This is a genomic window from Coxiella endosymbiont of Ornithodoros amblus, from assembly GCF_019425495.1.
In the GTDB taxonomy this organism is placed as follows: domain Bacteria; phylum Pseudomonadota; class Gammaproteobacteria; order Coxiellales; family Coxiellaceae; genus Coxiella.
The window spans coordinates 13,427-29,952 of record NZ_VFIV01000014.1; the positions used below are offsets into that span (position 1 = coordinate 13,427).

A 16,526-nucleotide genomic window follows, 5' to 3' on the forward strand; every position below is an offset into this window, starting at 1 on the left:
AATGCGATGCTTCCCAGCAAGCCCGCATGGCTATGTAGCTCAGTTGGTTAGAGCACGGCATTCATAATGCCGGTGTCGGTGGTTCAAGTCCACCCATAGCCATTTTTAATTAATCTTCTAGCCCCTATGCAGCGAAGCGAAATACGAGAACGCCCATCCTAGGTTATTTTTTCTCCTATTTAACCTTAATTTCAAAAAAACCTCCACCCGCCCCCTAGCCCACGAAGACGGAGAGCCAACACACGATGTGCGTAGCGCGCTGGGTTCTCGCCTACGTGCGGATGACGAGTTAAGTTTTTAGTCTTTACCACTTGTGGGTAATGATACGGTCCCTACCTGATTCTATTATGACCTTTGCATATTTCTTCACTCTATTTATTTCTCATGTTACATTATTGATAATATCTGGCTAGCAGATCATGTGACGACTGATACTATTTATTGGCATTTGGATAGCCGAAAAGTGGAAAATCTTAATCAGGCCTCTTTTCGTTGGTCTGTATGTCTCGAACGCCATTGGTATTGATCATACATTTGATCTTGGTCAGGACACGGGATTTATCAACTCACTAACCATCCACACGTTTCATATTTATGGCAGCTTTATCTTGGCCAGCTTTATTCTCATGCGCTTATCTTTAATTTTTTGAAAACACGTCATTGGGCAGTTGCTTTGGATCTCGCTATCCATTTGTGGTGTGATGCAATTTTGCATTTTGGGTGCATTACAATATTATTATTTTAATTATTTTAGGCGTAATGAGTATTCTATTAATTTTAATTCTTGCCGCTTATTTTGAAATGCTTTTCAAGTCCTATACCCATAAAAAATTTATGGTTCTTAGCGGGAATTTACTGGATCGTCGATACAATACAAAGAACTATTTTTATTTCGATTTCAAAAGCGCCTACAAAACTATAATCAGCGATTGGATAGTTCCAATCATTTTACTCAGACTATTTACAATTTTTGTAAATTTTTATCTCAAACAATGGGAAAAACGACAGCATCCAAAGTCAATGAGTTAAGTGCGAACCATAGTTGTTACACACAAATCATAATTTTAGGTTTCCCCATCCCGGCGCAGGTAGGGATAAAGTGGGGTGTCACATTACCAATCAGTGCTACTCCCAAATCCATCATCAAAATCGCTGCTATCTAATCCAAAGCTCGATTCATCCATAAAACTATCTCCAGTGCCAAATCCTTCATCCAGTAGTTGACCTTGTCCTTGTAACGGATCGGATTCTAAGATATCGGAGACCCCTGCATTGTTTAGCATGGTATCGGAATTTAAAGTCGAGTGGTTGCTGAACAAATGACTCAAGCCTTCAAATAAGAACAAACCACCAGCCACACCCGCCACGGTGCTCATGGCGGAACCTAAAAAACTGCTTTTCCCAAAAGGGTTGGTCCGTGCATAGGGCGCTGGTTCATTTGCATTCGATTGACGTGTCCCACCCAAAAGGGAAGAGAAGAAGCCTTTTTTAGAATGCACTTTCGCCTGCAATTCAGCAACTTGTTGCTGCAAGCGCCCAATAGCAGCTTCCTGCAACAAGACTGCTTGAGTTAATAAATACACCACGTCCGGTTGCGAGTCAATTACTTGCGTAATTAATTCAGCTGCTTCTGAATCTTTTGCCACCGGCTGGGCCTTCTTTAATCGCTTGGCCAATTGAGTAATAAGCTGTTGATCATTTTGATTCATGTTGGTGTCTCTTTAAAATTGATGCGTTTTGCGCGATTAACACATTGTTTTGTCGCACTTGAATGGCTTGTAGTAAAATCTGCGCTTGAGCGGCGCTCATTTTACCGACTTGTAATTGACTACGAATGTTAGCCAATTCTTCCTGAAACGTATCAACGGCCTTCTGGCTATCCAGAGCGCTGGCATTCAGGGAAAAACTTAATAATAGTAAACTTATAATCAATTTTTTCATGAGAACCTCATTTCTATTTTTATTGAAAATTTAGTCAATTTTAATCTATGAGTCAATCGTTACTGGTGGTGGCCGGCAATAAACGATGTAGAAAATTTCTAAAAACTGTTTCAATATGTATTGAAAAATAATAACGCGAATCCAACTGGAAGGAGTTGCACGAAATCCCCGTCCCTAGCTCAGATAATTGTTCAAAAATTATTTTTTTACTTTTTTGATTACGTCAACAACTTTAAGCTTGGGATGGGCATTTTTCTCTTAGTGATTTGGTATAAAAAATATGCCTGAAATCGCCCATAAAGCTACTATACCTGCGGAAACACTCACTGCCCTTTTACAAAAAGAACACTTAGGGTTAGTAAAATTGCTTCGAGAAAATGAAATTTAGTCACAAAAAATATTCCCTACTACTACCCGCCTGTACCTCACGATTCAGTGTTTAAAGGCGATGATTCCAAGCCTTTAAAAATGAAATTCATCAAGGCTATTCTTATCAATCCCGACTTGAAATTTCACTTCTTTATTTAATATCTGCCAGGCGAAAAACACCGCATTCAGGGTCATCCTTTGATTAAAGGAGATATCATGTTGCCTCTTGTAACTAAAGTGGGTTGGATGTATGTGCCTAACTTTCCTTTGGAAGAATTTTCTCCCGGTGAGAAGGTATCGCCGCTTGAAATTATTACCTCGGCTTTGGATGAGCCTGATTATGGAATGGACATTGATCTTTGGGAAAATAATCTTTCGTGGTTTGCAAAAGAAGATCATTGCGAGAAACAACCATTTGGTGATCCAGGACTGTTGTTGAGTTCGCAGGCGCCGTTTCATATGGCTTTTTATTATTGAGTCACCGCTTATTATTTACAAAGTGGGGCCCCTTTCCTTAAACATTTTTATCTTGAATATCGTCTTCATCTTTACAGGGTATTGTCTCAATACGCTTTTCAAAGAGGTCACCCTTATTGGGGATATCGCTTTTTAGTTATGGTACATTCATTACGCACAGGACTTAACACAGCCCTACCATTCTGCCATACATAATGCATCGGCGATAAATTGATTACCGTTAGTTTATTGAAGCGGATAGGTTATACCAAGCCTCAAGAAACCTTATTTAATTAAGTTCTAATCGTCATTTTACCTTAGAGAATTATACTTATCACTTCCTAAAACACCTACTAGAAACCAAACAAAAGGATAATTAAGATACTTCAGTTGCTGGACGATACTCGGTAAGGTTCTCATCAAAAAATATGTCGCCAACTCCAATTATGTTTTTTTGAAACGAAAACCGACGTTGATTTATTTAAAATCATGCAAGATTGCAATTTAAATAAGAGACAGATTCTTTTTAATCTCGAATTAGTGACTTTATTGCGTGCTTATGGCGCTCATATGCGTAATATAGTGAGATATGTCCTCCATGGCTCTTCTCGGAACTGAAATTAAAGGGTTGTTTTTTTAATAGTCTAGTCGATTTCTGATTGACTAATATTCGTTCAATTTTTATTATTTGTTTCATTTGTGATAAGATTTTATGTCGAGACGAGGATCAGAAGGGCAAAGGTTGTGTGTGTGTTCTTTCAATCCTTCCAAAGAAATTACCTGAAATTACGATGCCGATTGAATGGTTGCATTGAAACAGTGTGAATGGTGCCACCACCGCGGAAAGCATAAATTAAGGTGATTTTATTTTTTGACGTCCGATGACGCAAAGACAGCACTGCCGATCCCTTTTTAGTTACACTTGGCTGTGGGGCCCCTATCTTTGCGTGGCATTGTTTTCACCAGAAACAAAAACGACTACCTTTAGCTCATATAGATACTACTATTGATGAGGCGGCCTTTGTGCTCACGATAGTAGATCAATGTCGCGGAATATCGGTGAAAAATCCACAGTCTGTATCCGTGAGTCTATTAGGCGGTAACGAGGATATATACAGTCGGGCGTTAGAACTGCTTTCCCTATTTGGGAAACACGAGAATTTAAAAGCGCTATTGCTGATTTAGGTCAGCTTGGCCGAATTCAGAGCTTTGCAATTTCGAGACAGGATGGCATGATTTACAAGTTTGATTTACGTGATGAGCTTTTAATTTTTGATCGATATGTTGATCATCATCAACACTATTTACTAGTAAAAAAAATGGAACTCGTCATTCAAGATAATCCTTGTTTTAGTGATTTAAAGACTCTGTTGCAGAATGTGATCCACCATTATTCCATAGAAAAACGCCGGCATTGTATAATAAGGCATTCATTTTAAAAAATTTTGTAGCTAGGTTCAATTCTTGTAGCACAAAAGAACGAAGCATACTTCGAGGATTGTTATGTGAGATTAGTGCCCTTTTTTATATCCAGTGGTACTTTTCTTAATGCTGGCTACGAGGAATTTGATTTGATATTAAATCAATCGTGAGAATACGTCCACAGTGCGCTCTTTCTGATGAAGAAAAACAGACAACGCTTACTGTCAGTTAAGGAAGTCATGGGGTAGGTATGGACCATATCATTACCACAAGTCACAGTGATTCCCATTTTAAACTTTGTGATCTAGTGTAGGCGGGGGTGGCGGGTTTAAATTTTAGTCTTTACCACTTGCGGATTATGATATGGTCTGTATCTGACCATTCATAACTCATATCACTTATCCTTTCCGAAGGATGCTCAAGGTGCCGGTTAGTGTCCTCGTTGTTTTTTCTTTTTCTTCCCCTGTTTTAACTGAAGTTTCTTTTTTAGCCAACCTTCTTTCTCGGATCGGGACAGGACTTTCTTAACTTTTTCTTTTTTTCTAGTAAATAAGCCCGTCTTCCGCTTCGTCACATACGGGCTACGGCAGTATCAAAGAGTATAAACTACCGCAGAGATCGTCTGCTGTTACGAATAACCGCTCTGAGGTTGTTACAGGGGGTTAACTTTTCGGTTTAAATTCACCTAAATTTACGATAGCATCCTTCAGTTACGTTACTTCATAGCCTGTCTGTTATTGCTCGATACAGTCTTTTGCCGTCTCTTTCGTTGGTCAATGGAGTCAACGCTTTTTACGTCCAGGTTGGTGCTGTTTTTGCTTCTTATCATTGTATTTGGCTTAATAGCTTATTATTTAGTGGTTTTTGATTAATGGGATGAGCTGGAGCGATGGTTTCCTTATGTGACCTTCCATCATGCGAACGGCTTTTTACCCCTCAACAAGAGCCTGATATGCGGATCGATTACCCTCCGAGCAGTGCTTCTTTGCTACTATTATTTTATGCAAACACACACTTATAAAGAGAATACTACTGTGTATGCTCATTTGTTTCTTATCTTTACGCCTTTGCTTCTGTTAGTAAGACACTCCAGATGGAAAGCCTAGTTATCACTTTTCATTGCTTCAATAGTTTTTTTAATGCTACTGGTTTTAATAAAAGTTCGATTTGGTTCTGTTGGCAGCGTTATGGTAACGGGTCAACCGCTTTTTTTGTGGCGGCGTCATTGCTGGCTATTTTCCTTTAAAGGAAATTCGATCCTTGCAGTTTTATTTATTTTTTTTCTGTCTTGGAACATTGATACCTTTTTACATTCTCATTCTCCCCTGACTGCTTTACAATATATAGAAGTCATAAGAAAATATTCGCTTTCCATGATCCCGGATCTTGATTTTATTGCAATTTTAGGCACTGCCACCCTTTCTATTTATAAAAAAACGATGGGTCGTACAAATCAAAGGCGTTTATTACTTTGTAAGGCCTTGTTTCTATTAGTCTATATTTTTTATTTATTATCTTTACTTCATATCTATTTATATCATAAAAAAAACACCTTGTACTCTAGTTGAATTCACTCTATCTTTTCTTCTTAATTTTTTATGGCGCCTGGATTGTAGTTATTCTATCTTAAATTTTTTATTTTATTGATACACCTATGAATTTTATAAAAATGAAAAAACGCGCCGAGTCATATATTTTCGATTTTCTTCTCATTCTGTTATTAATATCTGTTTATAGTACTGTCGCGCTTAGTTGGTACAAAAATATTAGTTATATAAATCTGACAGTATTATTTATTTTCGCTCTCAGGAAAAAAATTTTTTAGCGTAACAGCCGGTCATATACAAACCAACACTAGAATCTGTCTAATATGGACAAGTAATGATGCGCTGAAATTACATTTTCTAGCCTATAAATTATTACTGCGATACATTTTTTAGTTCAAAATAACAAATCCAAAGAACGATTTAAAAACTCTTACCTAATTCGATTATTTATTTTTAGTTAATGACGTACCTAATTTAAAACAAAATTATTACTCATCATTTCGGAATTTAAATAGAACTATCTTTTAAATCGATAAAAAAATGGATTATCGGTCTCCATCTATAAATAAGGAATTTTAACAATGAATAAAATTTATCAACTCTTGGTATTTCTCAATATTGTTAGTATTGAATTTGTTCTTAAATTAATCTTTTTTCATTTTATACCACGAGAATTTTCACCAAATTAGGAAACCAGATTCAGAAGGTTGTCTTTCGTCAGAAAAATTTTTAATTATGAATCATAATTACTGAAATATTTTATTACGAACAACTTGTCATTCTACATTTATTGTTGTCCTATTTTATTTATTCGGATAACACATCGCTGTTTTTATTATCACAAAAATTATCTTAAGTAGTTTACTCATCATCCAAGGATTTTATCTAGCCCGTCATTTATTTTCTCCTGTGGCTGCGTATATTTCTGCTAGCATGATAGCCATCAATTTTCTATTTTTAAGTTGTAACTTAATGGTTCTAAACAACTTTCTCTTTGCCATCGCTATTTATTTTATTTTTTTAATTGGTTCCTGCTTATTTTTAGATCATCCCAGAAAATTATGACTTATCTTTTCGCCTGTCCTTGAGCTGGCGACCGCTACTCTCATCCGACCCGTTAGTTATTATTTATTTATTCCTTTATCTGTTGGAACCTTATGGTATTTCGTCCATCACCATTTTGGATAGAGAAAAAATCATTAACCTAATTTTGTCGAATTTACCAAGTATTATATTCATCGGCGGCTGGAAAGTCAGAAAAAAATTGATTTTTTGAACGTATACTTACACCAGTATTACGATTAACAATTTATATTGGTATTATTAAATATAAAATATCATCAAAAAAACGAATTCATTTTGACGAAGTTAAACAATAACTAATGATTAAGTTAAAAAAACAAGGATCATTATCTAGCGATCAAGAAAATAATTTTATTACGAACATGCCGTCGCTTTTTTATTTCAAAATTAAAAAGTATTTATGAAACAGATGCTAAATGGGTTTTCTAATATGATGATAAGTTCATATAATTAATTGGTACTTTTCTTTGAGTCTCATATTGACCTGTCGACCTTCAACCAAGGAAAACGGTATTTATTGCATCACCATTTTCTCAATTGTTTGCGAAAAATAGTCTTAGCCAATTATTATTAATCGTTACAGCCTTACTATACGTTTTTTACTATTCTTAATTTAGATTTAAATTTCGTTAGGAATCGTTATTTTACCTAAAACTGATATAAATAAAAATTTGGTTTCTCATCTTTTTTATCCGATTTAGTTCTATATTTTATACTCGTCTCATCAAGATAGATTTCCTATACAGAATTTCAATATCCCTTTGAATTGATTCTTTTAATTTATGCCAGTTTTGACTTGAATGGTTTACTACTGTAGTTAAAATAGCAATATGCTAAATTAATTTTATCGTCATCAATCAAGTCGATTGATTGGAATTGAACAAAGAAAACTTATCAATCGAACAATTTTTTGGATTCGAAATACTTTGTGAAACTGAAATTAATAAATGAAATAAAAATCACCGTAATAATTAAGGCGAATATTGGACGCGTGTGTAAAACTGAGTAACGATACATGAGAGTAGTAAACATCAATACATGAATACAACCTGTTATTCCATAAATAAAATCGTAATGTATCCATTCCTGAACTCGCCGCGAATCTTGTGATCGGAAAGTGAAATATCGATTCAAGAACCAGATGATTGTAACCGAGATTATATAAGAAAGTATTTTTGGAGATATTAATCCAATTTTGTGTCGAAATAGGTAAAGAAATGTCATGTGAATAAGAAGTCCAATAACGCAAATGGAAAGGAATCGAATTAGCGAATATCGGTAGAAAAATAAAATAAGTTTTTTAATCATTTTTATCTAAATTTTGGTTAAAAAAAATCGAAGAGCAAAAAAAGAAACAAGTTCTGCGATACCTATCTTAAAAGAATTTCATTATTGGTTAGCGATAGTTCCATTGAGAAAAACGTCTTTGTGGAAAGTGACCGTGGTGAATTTATATTCCATCGGTTCATCTTTTTTCGACGTGGATGTCCACTTTTGTGATTTTTTTATTGTCATCACACAAGATGGTTTTTTGTTGTTGAATGTCTTTATTAGTTTTCATAACCGTCAACTTACAATTTTTAAAATCTCCAAGATTAAAAATGGCACTCCATGCCCGATGATTATAACGTTGATTGTTGTTTTAATCACTCAGACGAAGCCGCATTATTCCACCTGTATTGGACCATCCTTCCATCGCAGCATCGCTGGTCACTTTTTAAAGACGAACGAATTAAAATGCTTGATCAGTAGAATTGTTTACAACGACTAGTTTAAATTTATAATCGTTGTCTCCGTTTCGGTTGTGTATCAGCGAAAGGGATCTGCACTATAAAAAAGGATAGGACGATCTCAAGAATAAGCTTTATAAGCCTCATATATCTTCCCTCCATTGAAGTTTTTGGTTACGGGCTGTTGACTATTATCAATAGGCCTTGTGCAGTAACAGTATAACCAGATTTAATTTTTTTCTAGCGTAACTTGTATTATAATCATTTTCAGCCAAACCCCACACCGCGTACTAGTAGTTTTTGGCTAGTCGATACAAATAACGTACGGGAGAACCTCCTTTTACGCTATACTAATGAAGTAATTTCTTACATAAAGACATGTTTTGATAAGCCATTACTCTATAATTTAGAGTTAATCTAAGAAGCGACAACAAATTTGTCAATCGCTGCTTTGTATCGTTTTTGGCAACAAAGGAAAACACCATAATTATCATGAACCTGGGTGGAATTTGGCGCTTAGCCAACGTCCAGTAGCTATTATCTAAATCCATACTTTTTTGTAAGCTATCGTCAAGTAAACATTGGCGTCAGAATAAAAGAGTAAATATGGTTTCGTTCAAGCAGAAATAGCAAAATCAATGAAAAAGATAATTAAAAATCGAAGCCAAGGTATCAAAAAAGCGTATAAGGTTTATAAGTTATTCTATATATGGTAGTGATATTCAATTGCTCTTTTTTCATAAAATAAGAAGCGACCCTTTCGGGAGTCACTTCTTCAAGATTCAAGGGTTTCTATCGGCGATTTAGACAATAAGATTTCTAATACCGTTTTTCTCCATTCCTCATTGCGTTTTTCTAATCGGGAAACAATTGTTTCGACGGATTCCGGTGAAAAACAATTTTCAATTAAGGTTTTTCGATTAAAAAAATGGGCTCAATATCGATTAAAAATTCATTAAGATATCGGTAACTTGACGATGATCTTCTGAAGAGAAAGGTGCATTTGCAAGAGATTTAATTAAGGAATCTTGTTTTTCACTCGGTATAACGTGATTCACTAATCCTAACCATTTTGCATCACCTGCTCCAATACGATCACTGGTTAAACCGAGAAATATTCTATGTTATTTTTACAACGAGAAAGAAAATAACTAGCACTCACGTCAGGAAAAAACCAATGGCTATTTCAGGAATCGAAAATAGCAGCAAGTGCTCAGTCGCTACGCGACGAGATCCGTGCACAGAAACAAACGCCCGCACCACTTAGTAATACCATCTAACAGCGCAATATAATGTTTTTTAAAATGAAAAATGCCGCGTTCACTCGATATTGGCTGTAAAAGAATTTTTCCACTGTTTGTAGATGTTCTTTTCCGTTCATATAAAGCGTGCGAATATCACAATCCGAATAGAAAGCCTGATCTCCCGCGTCCTTAATAACGACTGCTTTAATAGTTCGATTGTTTTTCCAACTCAACAGCTGTTCGTGCAATCGGCGGAACATATCACCCGTCAACGTATTTAACACCTGTGGTCGATTTAAGATGATTTCATCCAAATTACCCTTTTTCCGCGAATTTCGAAAATAAAATATCGTCTTTCTGTGCCATGAAAACTCCTGCGGTGCCTGTTTAGTAGTGGTTGTCTCTTTCGGACTCAATCCCTAACAATAATACTCAAGACGCTCTGCGTTCGCCAATATTTCTTCCAGACCGTAATCGATAATGAAGTCAAAGAGATACAGGCGGACAAAAAACTCCATTATTTTGTACTATCTTTACTACAGTGATTCAATTTCGAGAGGAGTTAAGATATGAAAATTTTTCTGTTAGCGGTTCTAATCCTTACAGGAGGAATAGGAGGTTTGGCACACACGCTGATGGAAGGGTGGTGTTGAGATAAATAACAGAACTATACAGCAAGTCCTTATGCCGTTATGCAAGGCAGCCTCCTCAAAGATACTCATTTAAAGTTCCCAAGGGCGTAATGCGACCCTCTGTCGTATGCCAGGCTATTCAAGCAATTTAAGAAAGAGCAAATAAATGACGCTCCACTGATGCTCTCTCAATCAATGGTGCCACCCCATATTTACCTGTTCTCAAACAAGTGGCGTCTCGGGAAAGTATTATAATTAAAGAAGAAGCTTGAAAAGCTAATAAGATTACGATAATTAACAGCTCCAATTCTTTATAGCAGCTAATAATCGCCGACTATAGTCCTCTTTAGGTTGTTGGAAAAATGGGTCCCTTGACTTGCGCTACACCAGTCGACCTGATTTTAATACTGCAATTTCATCCGCCAATTGTGAAACAACGTCTAAATCGTGACTAATAAAAAGTAAGGTAATGTTGTGTTTCTTTTTTAATCCATTCAATAAATTTAAAACCTTGGCTTGAATCGCGACATCGAGTGCGCGGTCGCCAGTTCATCCACGATAATTATTTCGGACTTACCCACCAGCACCATTGTAATCATCGCTCTCTGGCGCATATCACCGGATAATTCGTGAGGATAGGAATGATAGACACGTGCTGAATTTTTAATGCCGACTTACTCTAATAATTGCAACGCACGTAATTGAATATATAGGTATTTTTTTAAAATTTTATTCATTTGTTGTTCGATGGTTAATACTGGATTTAAAGTTCCAAATTTTCCACATAGTTCTCTCTGAAAACCTTAGTAAATTTTTACATTCCCATAAAATTCAGCTACGGTCGCTAACTCGTGCTATCAGTCGGAGTAATTTCATAATAGCCAATGCTGTCATTCTTTTTCCACTATCAGATTCACATAGAAACGCTAGACATTGGTCACGCTGTAAACTTACGCTAAGCTGTGAAATTTCCGGCTTCGCATTTTGAGCAAATGAATACTATGGTAAGATGATTAATTTCTATTAACGGTTTAGCATTTTATTTTCCTACCCATCCTTATTTCCCACTATCAGAAGGGATTTGTAGCCCGTATTTCGCTTCGATCCATGCAAGCTACTTCTAGATGTATTCGTAATTCTCAACCGTGGCTCCAACTCGTCGCGAAATTCAGACGCAAATAGAATTAGCGGCTAGAACTAATACAAACATAAATAACAGCACGCTGAAGTCTAATACCACTGTAATTATAACAAGGTGCATGACATTAGAAAAAATATTACGAAAAATAATTTTTACTCAACTAATACCTACCACACGCGCAGAATCAACAAATTTTTCTTCGGGTAATTTTAATGTTTCGCCGCCCAGTAAAAGACATAAATTAGCCAAACTTGTGATGCCAAAAATCAAACACGATTTTAATAATCGTGCATTAGTGCATTCGGCCAGAATAGGAAAATAAATCGGATGTGTAGCAATAAAAATTTGTAAAACTAATACCAATGCTGCGATCAAAAATACGACTGGAATAGAACTCAACGTTGTATATAAATACTGGAAATATCATACACCCATCCGCCAAAAAATCCCGACAACATCCCGAATGACAAAGCAAAAGGTAGTATAAAAAAACAGGTTAGCGTACCAATTAATAACTCGGTCCGAACACTTTTTATTGCCTCATATAAAATATCCGCCCCTACCTAATCCGTTCTCTTAAGAGGTGATAATTAATTGCTAAAAAGTGAATGACAAACCCGAAAATCCAAATAAGACCAAACGCAATCAACCATTCCCGTCAGGCGATTTTTTTCAAACGCCATAAACAGTATAAACACATACGATAGGAAGTCCGTTTACGAAAAACTAAATAACTGAACACAAAAAAACTATTACTATTACAATTAAAATCAATAATCCGATTAAAATACCTGAAAAATTTGATAAAACAATCTCTTTGATTTGGTCTGTAGGATTTTTCAAGTGCGCCACACCGTAAACCAATCGCGGCCAATCCTGAACATAGCCATTTGCTACAGATATAATTGCTTTGTTCTAAAGATGAGTAGAAAAATGGACGGAATAAGTTTTCTCTGTTTACACACCAAGCGGGCTGATTATCAGATCCAATAACAATTTAAATTGAATCACTTGATATTGATTATCAATCTTAGGATAGTAAAATGAACCGAATCTAATAAACTGACCACTGTGTAAACGCCTAAAATGATCGGAAACACAGCCGCTAATTTTTTTGAAATAATTGTTGTAACGATTCGCGAAAGACGTATCGCTTTCTCGCATAAAAGAAAGAAATAACTGAAATGACGAATAATCAATAAAATGGAATCTTTTATCTTTTTGTCAATCGAACTCATGGATCTACCAATGTGTAAGAAAAGTCAGTTAAGATTAGTCCGGCAATGTATAAACCGTCTCTAAAACAATCATCGTTGGCACATAATCCTTGTGTAACTCTTCGAGAAAAATGGTTTAATATTAACAGATTACATAACCAATATCACTGAATACACTGTTAAAATAGGAAATATTAAAAATTTAATAACGTCTATCCTATTTTGATAGCCTGATAGTTGGACTAGAAGCAATACTTTTTCGAAAATATATTGTCCCATGATGACATAGAATAAACTGGATATCGACATGATGATTACGAAAATCACCACACCGAATACACTAAAATACGTAGCGCGAAACAGCGATAGGAATAATACAAACGTGATATTAACCGAAAGCTCAACTAACAACAGCGTAGGTAAGGCAATCGCTAAGCTCAATCACATACGTTGATAATGTCGTGACCAATATCATGCCTGCTCTGAACGACCAAAACGAAAAATAAAAAGACTCAATGATTTTGTAAAAATACCGTATTGGTTATTTTTTAATTCCGCCTTCTTTCGTATTGAAAAATAGCGGTTTATCATAGCCTCGTTTTTTTCAACGGTAATAGATGCTTGACTGACGTGCCAATCCCCTAAATGCGCACAAGCTATTGAATCGGATGTATTAACCAAGAAAAATAAGTCAAAGGCAATAATTTCTCCTTGTTCTTTCTGAAAAAACAGAAATCTAGAATGCTAGTCCCCTGGATTCCCGTTTTCACAGGAATGATGTTATTGTAACGGTTGTCTTTCTCTCTCGACACTAACAGGTAATCATTAATGGATAAATAACACGATTAGTAATGCAATAATGACTAATAAAGGCTAAACACCGGGTGATGCTATTTTTTGCAGTTTCGCCCACTTTTCTGGATCAATATGTTTATTATTTTAAGGTATGATCTGCAATACTATAGCTTGACCCACAAACTTTACCACTGGCCTGGCACGGTGCTGGCAATTTTACGCTGCGTGTGACTCGCGGATTCGTTGAGCGAATGGAAAAAGGAAATCCTAATGATTCCTTATTATTGCAAATATTGCCAATGACCCTCTCAATGAAAAACAATCGATTTAATACCGGGATTGCTACACAAATACCATGGCCGAGTATTAATCACACTCAGCGGCGCTTGTGCCATTCATTGCCGTTATTGTTTTCGACGCCATTTTTCTTATGAACAAAACACCCCTGGAAGGGCTGGCTGGGGCCGCTTTTTGATTAACTTAAAGCGAATAGCAATATTCATGAAGTTATTTTAAGCGGAGGCGACCCTTTAATGATAAAGGACGAGACCTTAACGGCATTTGTTTCAAATGTGAAAGCCATCCTGACGATTAAGCGTTTGCGTGTTCATACACGAGACTTCCCATCGTCATTCCTGAGCGCGTTACCGCGGAATTAGTAAATCTTCTTTCGTGCACGCGTTTGCAAACTACCGTCGTCACCCATTGCAATCATCCCAATGAAATTAATCAAACTCTCATTGATGCATTTGGTTCGCTACACCGCTCAAAATTAGCTTGTTGAATCAATCCATCTTATTAAAAAATGTTAACGATGATAGCAAAACACTGATTGATTTAAGCGAACGATTATTCGACGCAGGCGTTTTACCTTAATTATCTTCATCTTCCCGATCATGTAACCGGGACTGCGCATTTTGAAGTGAGCAAAAAAGCACAATGGTTTCTCGCCGAAATGATGACGCGCCTTCTCGGCTATCTCGTTCCGAAATTCGTTCGAGAGATTCCTGGTGCTTTGTCTAAGATGCCTTTAAACATTGATCCCGCGGCTTGCGCAGCGGGATCAGGTTTAATTACGCAATAAGTGCAGAAGGTACATGATCTTCTGTTTCCGATAGCAATGGAGGATTGTCATTGTTAGAGAAACACTTCCATAAATCTCCCCAGCATCAGGGTTTTTGTTCTGGAAGATTCCTATTTCAGCGATTTTAACTAGAGAACGCTTATTCTCAATCGCTTGAATCGCAGGGGTTCTCTTTTCTTTTATCAGAGGAATCTAACTAGCAAATTCTTCCTCAAGTTGATTTGAATTTAATATTCTAGTACTTTCCAACCTAGCTAACATACTTTGAATATGATACGGATTCTCATGACTATTCTTAATAAAAAATCTAGAATTAGATTAAACAAGAAAAGCATACCTGTGAAATTACATCCTACTCCCGCGACGATTGTCATCTACAGTTCGTTCAGATTACCATCTACCCCCTTCCAAAGGACTTAGAGGAGGATTATTAACGCAAAGCAAATGGTAAATCCCATTTTGGGCAAGTTGGTCATAACGCACTGTTTCTTCCGCAATGCCCGACCCAGAAAAATAGGCAGCAGCCCCAGCGCCACCAAGGGTGACCAACAAGACGACTGCAGTCTTTATTATTTTCTCTGGCAGCTTTCTCGAATTATGTACCCCAAGACCCAGATTTGTTCCAAGGACTTGCGAAAGGTCGGTGGAAGTTTCAAAAGAAAAAGATAATAAAAAAAGCGGTGGTCATGGCGGAAATAGAGTTTAGCCCACAATTATTTTCGAGTTGGGGGAGATTTTCCTCCAACCTTCTGCCGCTGGCTGTTGAAAAAGACCAAAAAATGCTGCACGGCTATGAGGCCCCGACTTGAAACGCTTTTTCGATGGTGTCTTTATAAGTATCATAACCTGTTATTTATCAGGATTTTCTTTTATCGTATCATAAAAAACTTCAATAAATCGTTCTGGGGGGGTTTTTTATTAATCCTTTGTACCGTAGGATTTAAATAATTTTTTTCTAAGTCTTTGCGCAATTGTACCAATTCCAGAAAGGGACTGAACTGCTCTAGCGGCGGATTAAGTAAATATCCTACTGCTCCAGGCAAACCAAGCGTACGGCCTGTAAAGATATATACAAGTGATACCCTATTGAGGCATAAAAGAACCCCGTCGAAGAACCCCTTACGGCATCTTCTGCAATTTGTTCTCCTGCAATAGCGGCAATAATCCCAGCCGCCAAACCGGATAAGGACAAAGAAAAATGAGTCTTGATGACACATTTAGGATTATAATTAATGAGTACTTTACCAAAGAATTGATCGAAAAATACAGCCGCAGAACGCGCATTGACAAGAGCAGAAATAACGCCATTACCCACCCCCCGAATAGCGCTTAATTTATAAAAAACGAAACAAAGTGAGGTGGTATAGGCTTCATTCGCGATTGTTTTTCCAATTTTAAAATAATTAATAGATTTTTTTCAACTCTTTTTCAATCGCCTTTGAATCCGACTCCAGTGTGACGACAATAACTTCATCCTCCAAAGCGATATTTTGATTAGCAGAATCAGTCAGGTCTGTGCTATTTTCATGTACGTTTGGATCGGAATGTTTTTGTGAATCTTTGGGAGCAATTTTATTCTCAGAAACTTGTTCGGAAGGCAAGGTCGACGTTGAATCAGTATCATCATCATTTCGCATTGCATATTTCTCCTAAAAAATTAAAGGTTAGGAAGAACTTCTCATAAAAATTACTGCTATTTTAAATAAAATCCAAATATTAAAAAAATATTAATTATTATTTTTTAATAAAAAAACCTCTATACATAACAAAAGCAGTTAAGTTGATGAAATGGTCAGAAAAGCTGCTGAGTATTCAGTAGAATTCCTGATGTTATTGAAGGATAAGGGGTTCTTGATGAAAGACAT

At 36.3% G+C, this 16,526-nt stretch carries 8 protein-coding genes, 1 tRNA gene and 7 pseudogenes; 6 read left to right on the forward strand and 10 right to left on the reverse strand.

Annotated elements, in window-relative coordinates:
- Positions 1 to 28: 28 nt before the first annotated feature.
- Positions 29 to 102, forward strand: a tRNA-Met gene (locus FIV31_RS03110).
- Between the two features lie 301 nt (positions 103 to 403).
- Positions 404 to 1,029: pseudogene (locus tag FIV31_RS03115) on the forward strand (hypothetical protein).
- 83 nt (positions 1,030 to 1,112) lie between these two features.
- On the opposite strand, the gene FIV31_RS03120 reads toward FIV31_RS03115, so the two are convergent.
- Both FIV31_RS03120 and FIV31_RS03125 read right to left on the reverse strand, forming a co-directional pair.
- Complete coding sequence (locus FIV31_RS03120; RefSeq protein ID WP_280123777.1) at positions 1,113 to 1,709, reverse strand: DUF2076 domain-containing protein; 597 nt, start codon at positions 1,707 to 1,709, stop codon at positions 1,113 to 1,115.
- On the reverse strand, positions 1,696 to 1,941 hold the full coding sequence (locus tag FIV31_RS03125) for a hypothetical protein (RefSeq protein ID WP_280123778.1): 246 nt from the start codon (positions 1,939 to 1,941) through the stop codon (positions 1,696 to 1,698). Before FIV31_RS03125 ends, FIV31_RS03120 begins: the two co-directional genes overlap by 14 nt.
- A gap of 585 nt (positions 1,942 to 2,526) precedes the next feature.
- Here FIV31_RS03125 and FIV31_RS03130 point away from each other — a divergent pair.
- Entirely contained in the window at positions 2,527 to 2,787 is a 261-nt protein-coding gene (locus FIV31_RS03130; protein WP_280123779.1) for a hypothetical protein, read from the forward strand.
- Positions 2,788 to 4,618: 1,831 nt separating this feature from the next.
- On the opposite strand, the pseudogene FIV31_RS03135 reads toward FIV31_RS03130, so the two are convergent.
- Positions 4,619 to 4,729: pseudogene (locus FIV31_RS03135) on the reverse strand (YjdF family protein); the annotation flags it as partial.
- Positions 4,730 to 5,327: 598 nt separating this feature from the next.
- On the opposite strand from FIV31_RS03135, the gene FIV31_RS03140 reads away from it, so the two are divergent.
- Positions 5,328 to 5,756 (forward strand): hypothetical protein, encoded by a 429-nt coding sequence (locus FIV31_RS03140; RefSeq protein WP_280123780.1) that lies wholly within the window; start codon positions 5,328 to 5,330, stop codon positions 5,754 to 5,756.
- Between the two features lie 1,919 nt (positions 5,757 to 7,675).
- On the opposite strand, the pseudogene FIV31_RS03145 reads toward FIV31_RS03140, so the two are convergent.
- Positions 7,676 to 8,126: pseudogene (locus tag FIV31_RS03145) on the reverse strand (GtrA family protein).
- 13 nt (positions 8,127 to 8,139) lie between these two features.
- Here FIV31_RS03145 and FIV31_RS03150 point away from each other — a divergent pair.
- On the forward strand, positions 8,140 to 8,589 hold the full coding sequence (locus FIV31_RS03150) for a hypothetical protein (RefSeq protein ID WP_280123781.1): 450 nt from the start codon (positions 8,140 to 8,142) through the stop codon (positions 8,587 to 8,589).
- A gap of 903 nt (positions 8,590 to 9,492) precedes the next feature.
- Here the strand turns inward: FIV31_RS03150 and FIV31_RS03155 are convergent.
- From FIV31_RS03155 to FIV31_RS03180, 5 genes and pseudogenes are all read right to left on the reverse strand, one after another.
- Entirely contained in the window at positions 9,493 to 9,606 is a 114-nt protein-coding gene (locus FIV31_RS03155; RefSeq protein ID WP_280123782.1) for a hypothetical protein, read from the reverse strand.
- A gap of 218 nt (positions 9,607 to 9,824) precedes the next feature.
- The gene (locus tag FIV31_RS03160; protein WP_280123783.1) at positions 9,825 to 10,106 is read right to left on the reverse strand and encodes an enoyl-CoA hydratase/isomerase family protein; all 282 of its coding nucleotides are present in this window, start codon (positions 10,104 to 10,106) and stop codon (positions 9,825 to 9,827) included.
- Positions 10,107 to 10,736: 630 nt separating this feature from the next.
- Positions 10,737 to 11,448, reverse strand: a pseudogene (locus FIV31_RS03165) (ATP-binding cassette domain-containing protein); the annotation flags it as partial.
- Between the two features lie 273 nt (positions 11,449 to 11,721).
- Complete coding sequence (locus FIV31_RS03170) at positions 11,722 to 11,964, reverse strand: hypothetical protein (protein WP_280123784.1); 243 nt, start codon at positions 11,962 to 11,964, stop codon at positions 11,722 to 11,724.
- An 835-nt stretch (positions 11,965 to 12,799) separates the two neighbouring features.
- A pseudogene (locus tag FIV31_RS03180) lies at positions 12,800 to 13,487 on the reverse strand (ABC transporter permease family protein); the annotation flags it as partial.
- Positions 13,488 to 13,747: 260 nt separating this feature from the next.
- On the opposite strand from FIV31_RS03180, the pseudogene FIV31_RS03185 reads away from it, so the two are divergent.
- Positions 13,748 to 14,661 (forward strand): annotated as a pseudogene (locus FIV31_RS03185) (KamA family radical SAM protein); the annotation flags it as partial.
- Here FIV31_RS03185 and FIV31_RS03190 read toward each other — a convergent pair.
- Positions 14,651 to 16,298 (reverse strand): annotated as a pseudogene (locus FIV31_RS03190) (CBU_1863 family Dot/Icm T4SS effector). The pseudogenes FIV31_RS03185 and FIV31_RS03190 overlap by 11 nt on opposite strands.
- Between the last annotated feature and the right edge of the window lie 228 nt (positions 16,299 to 16,526).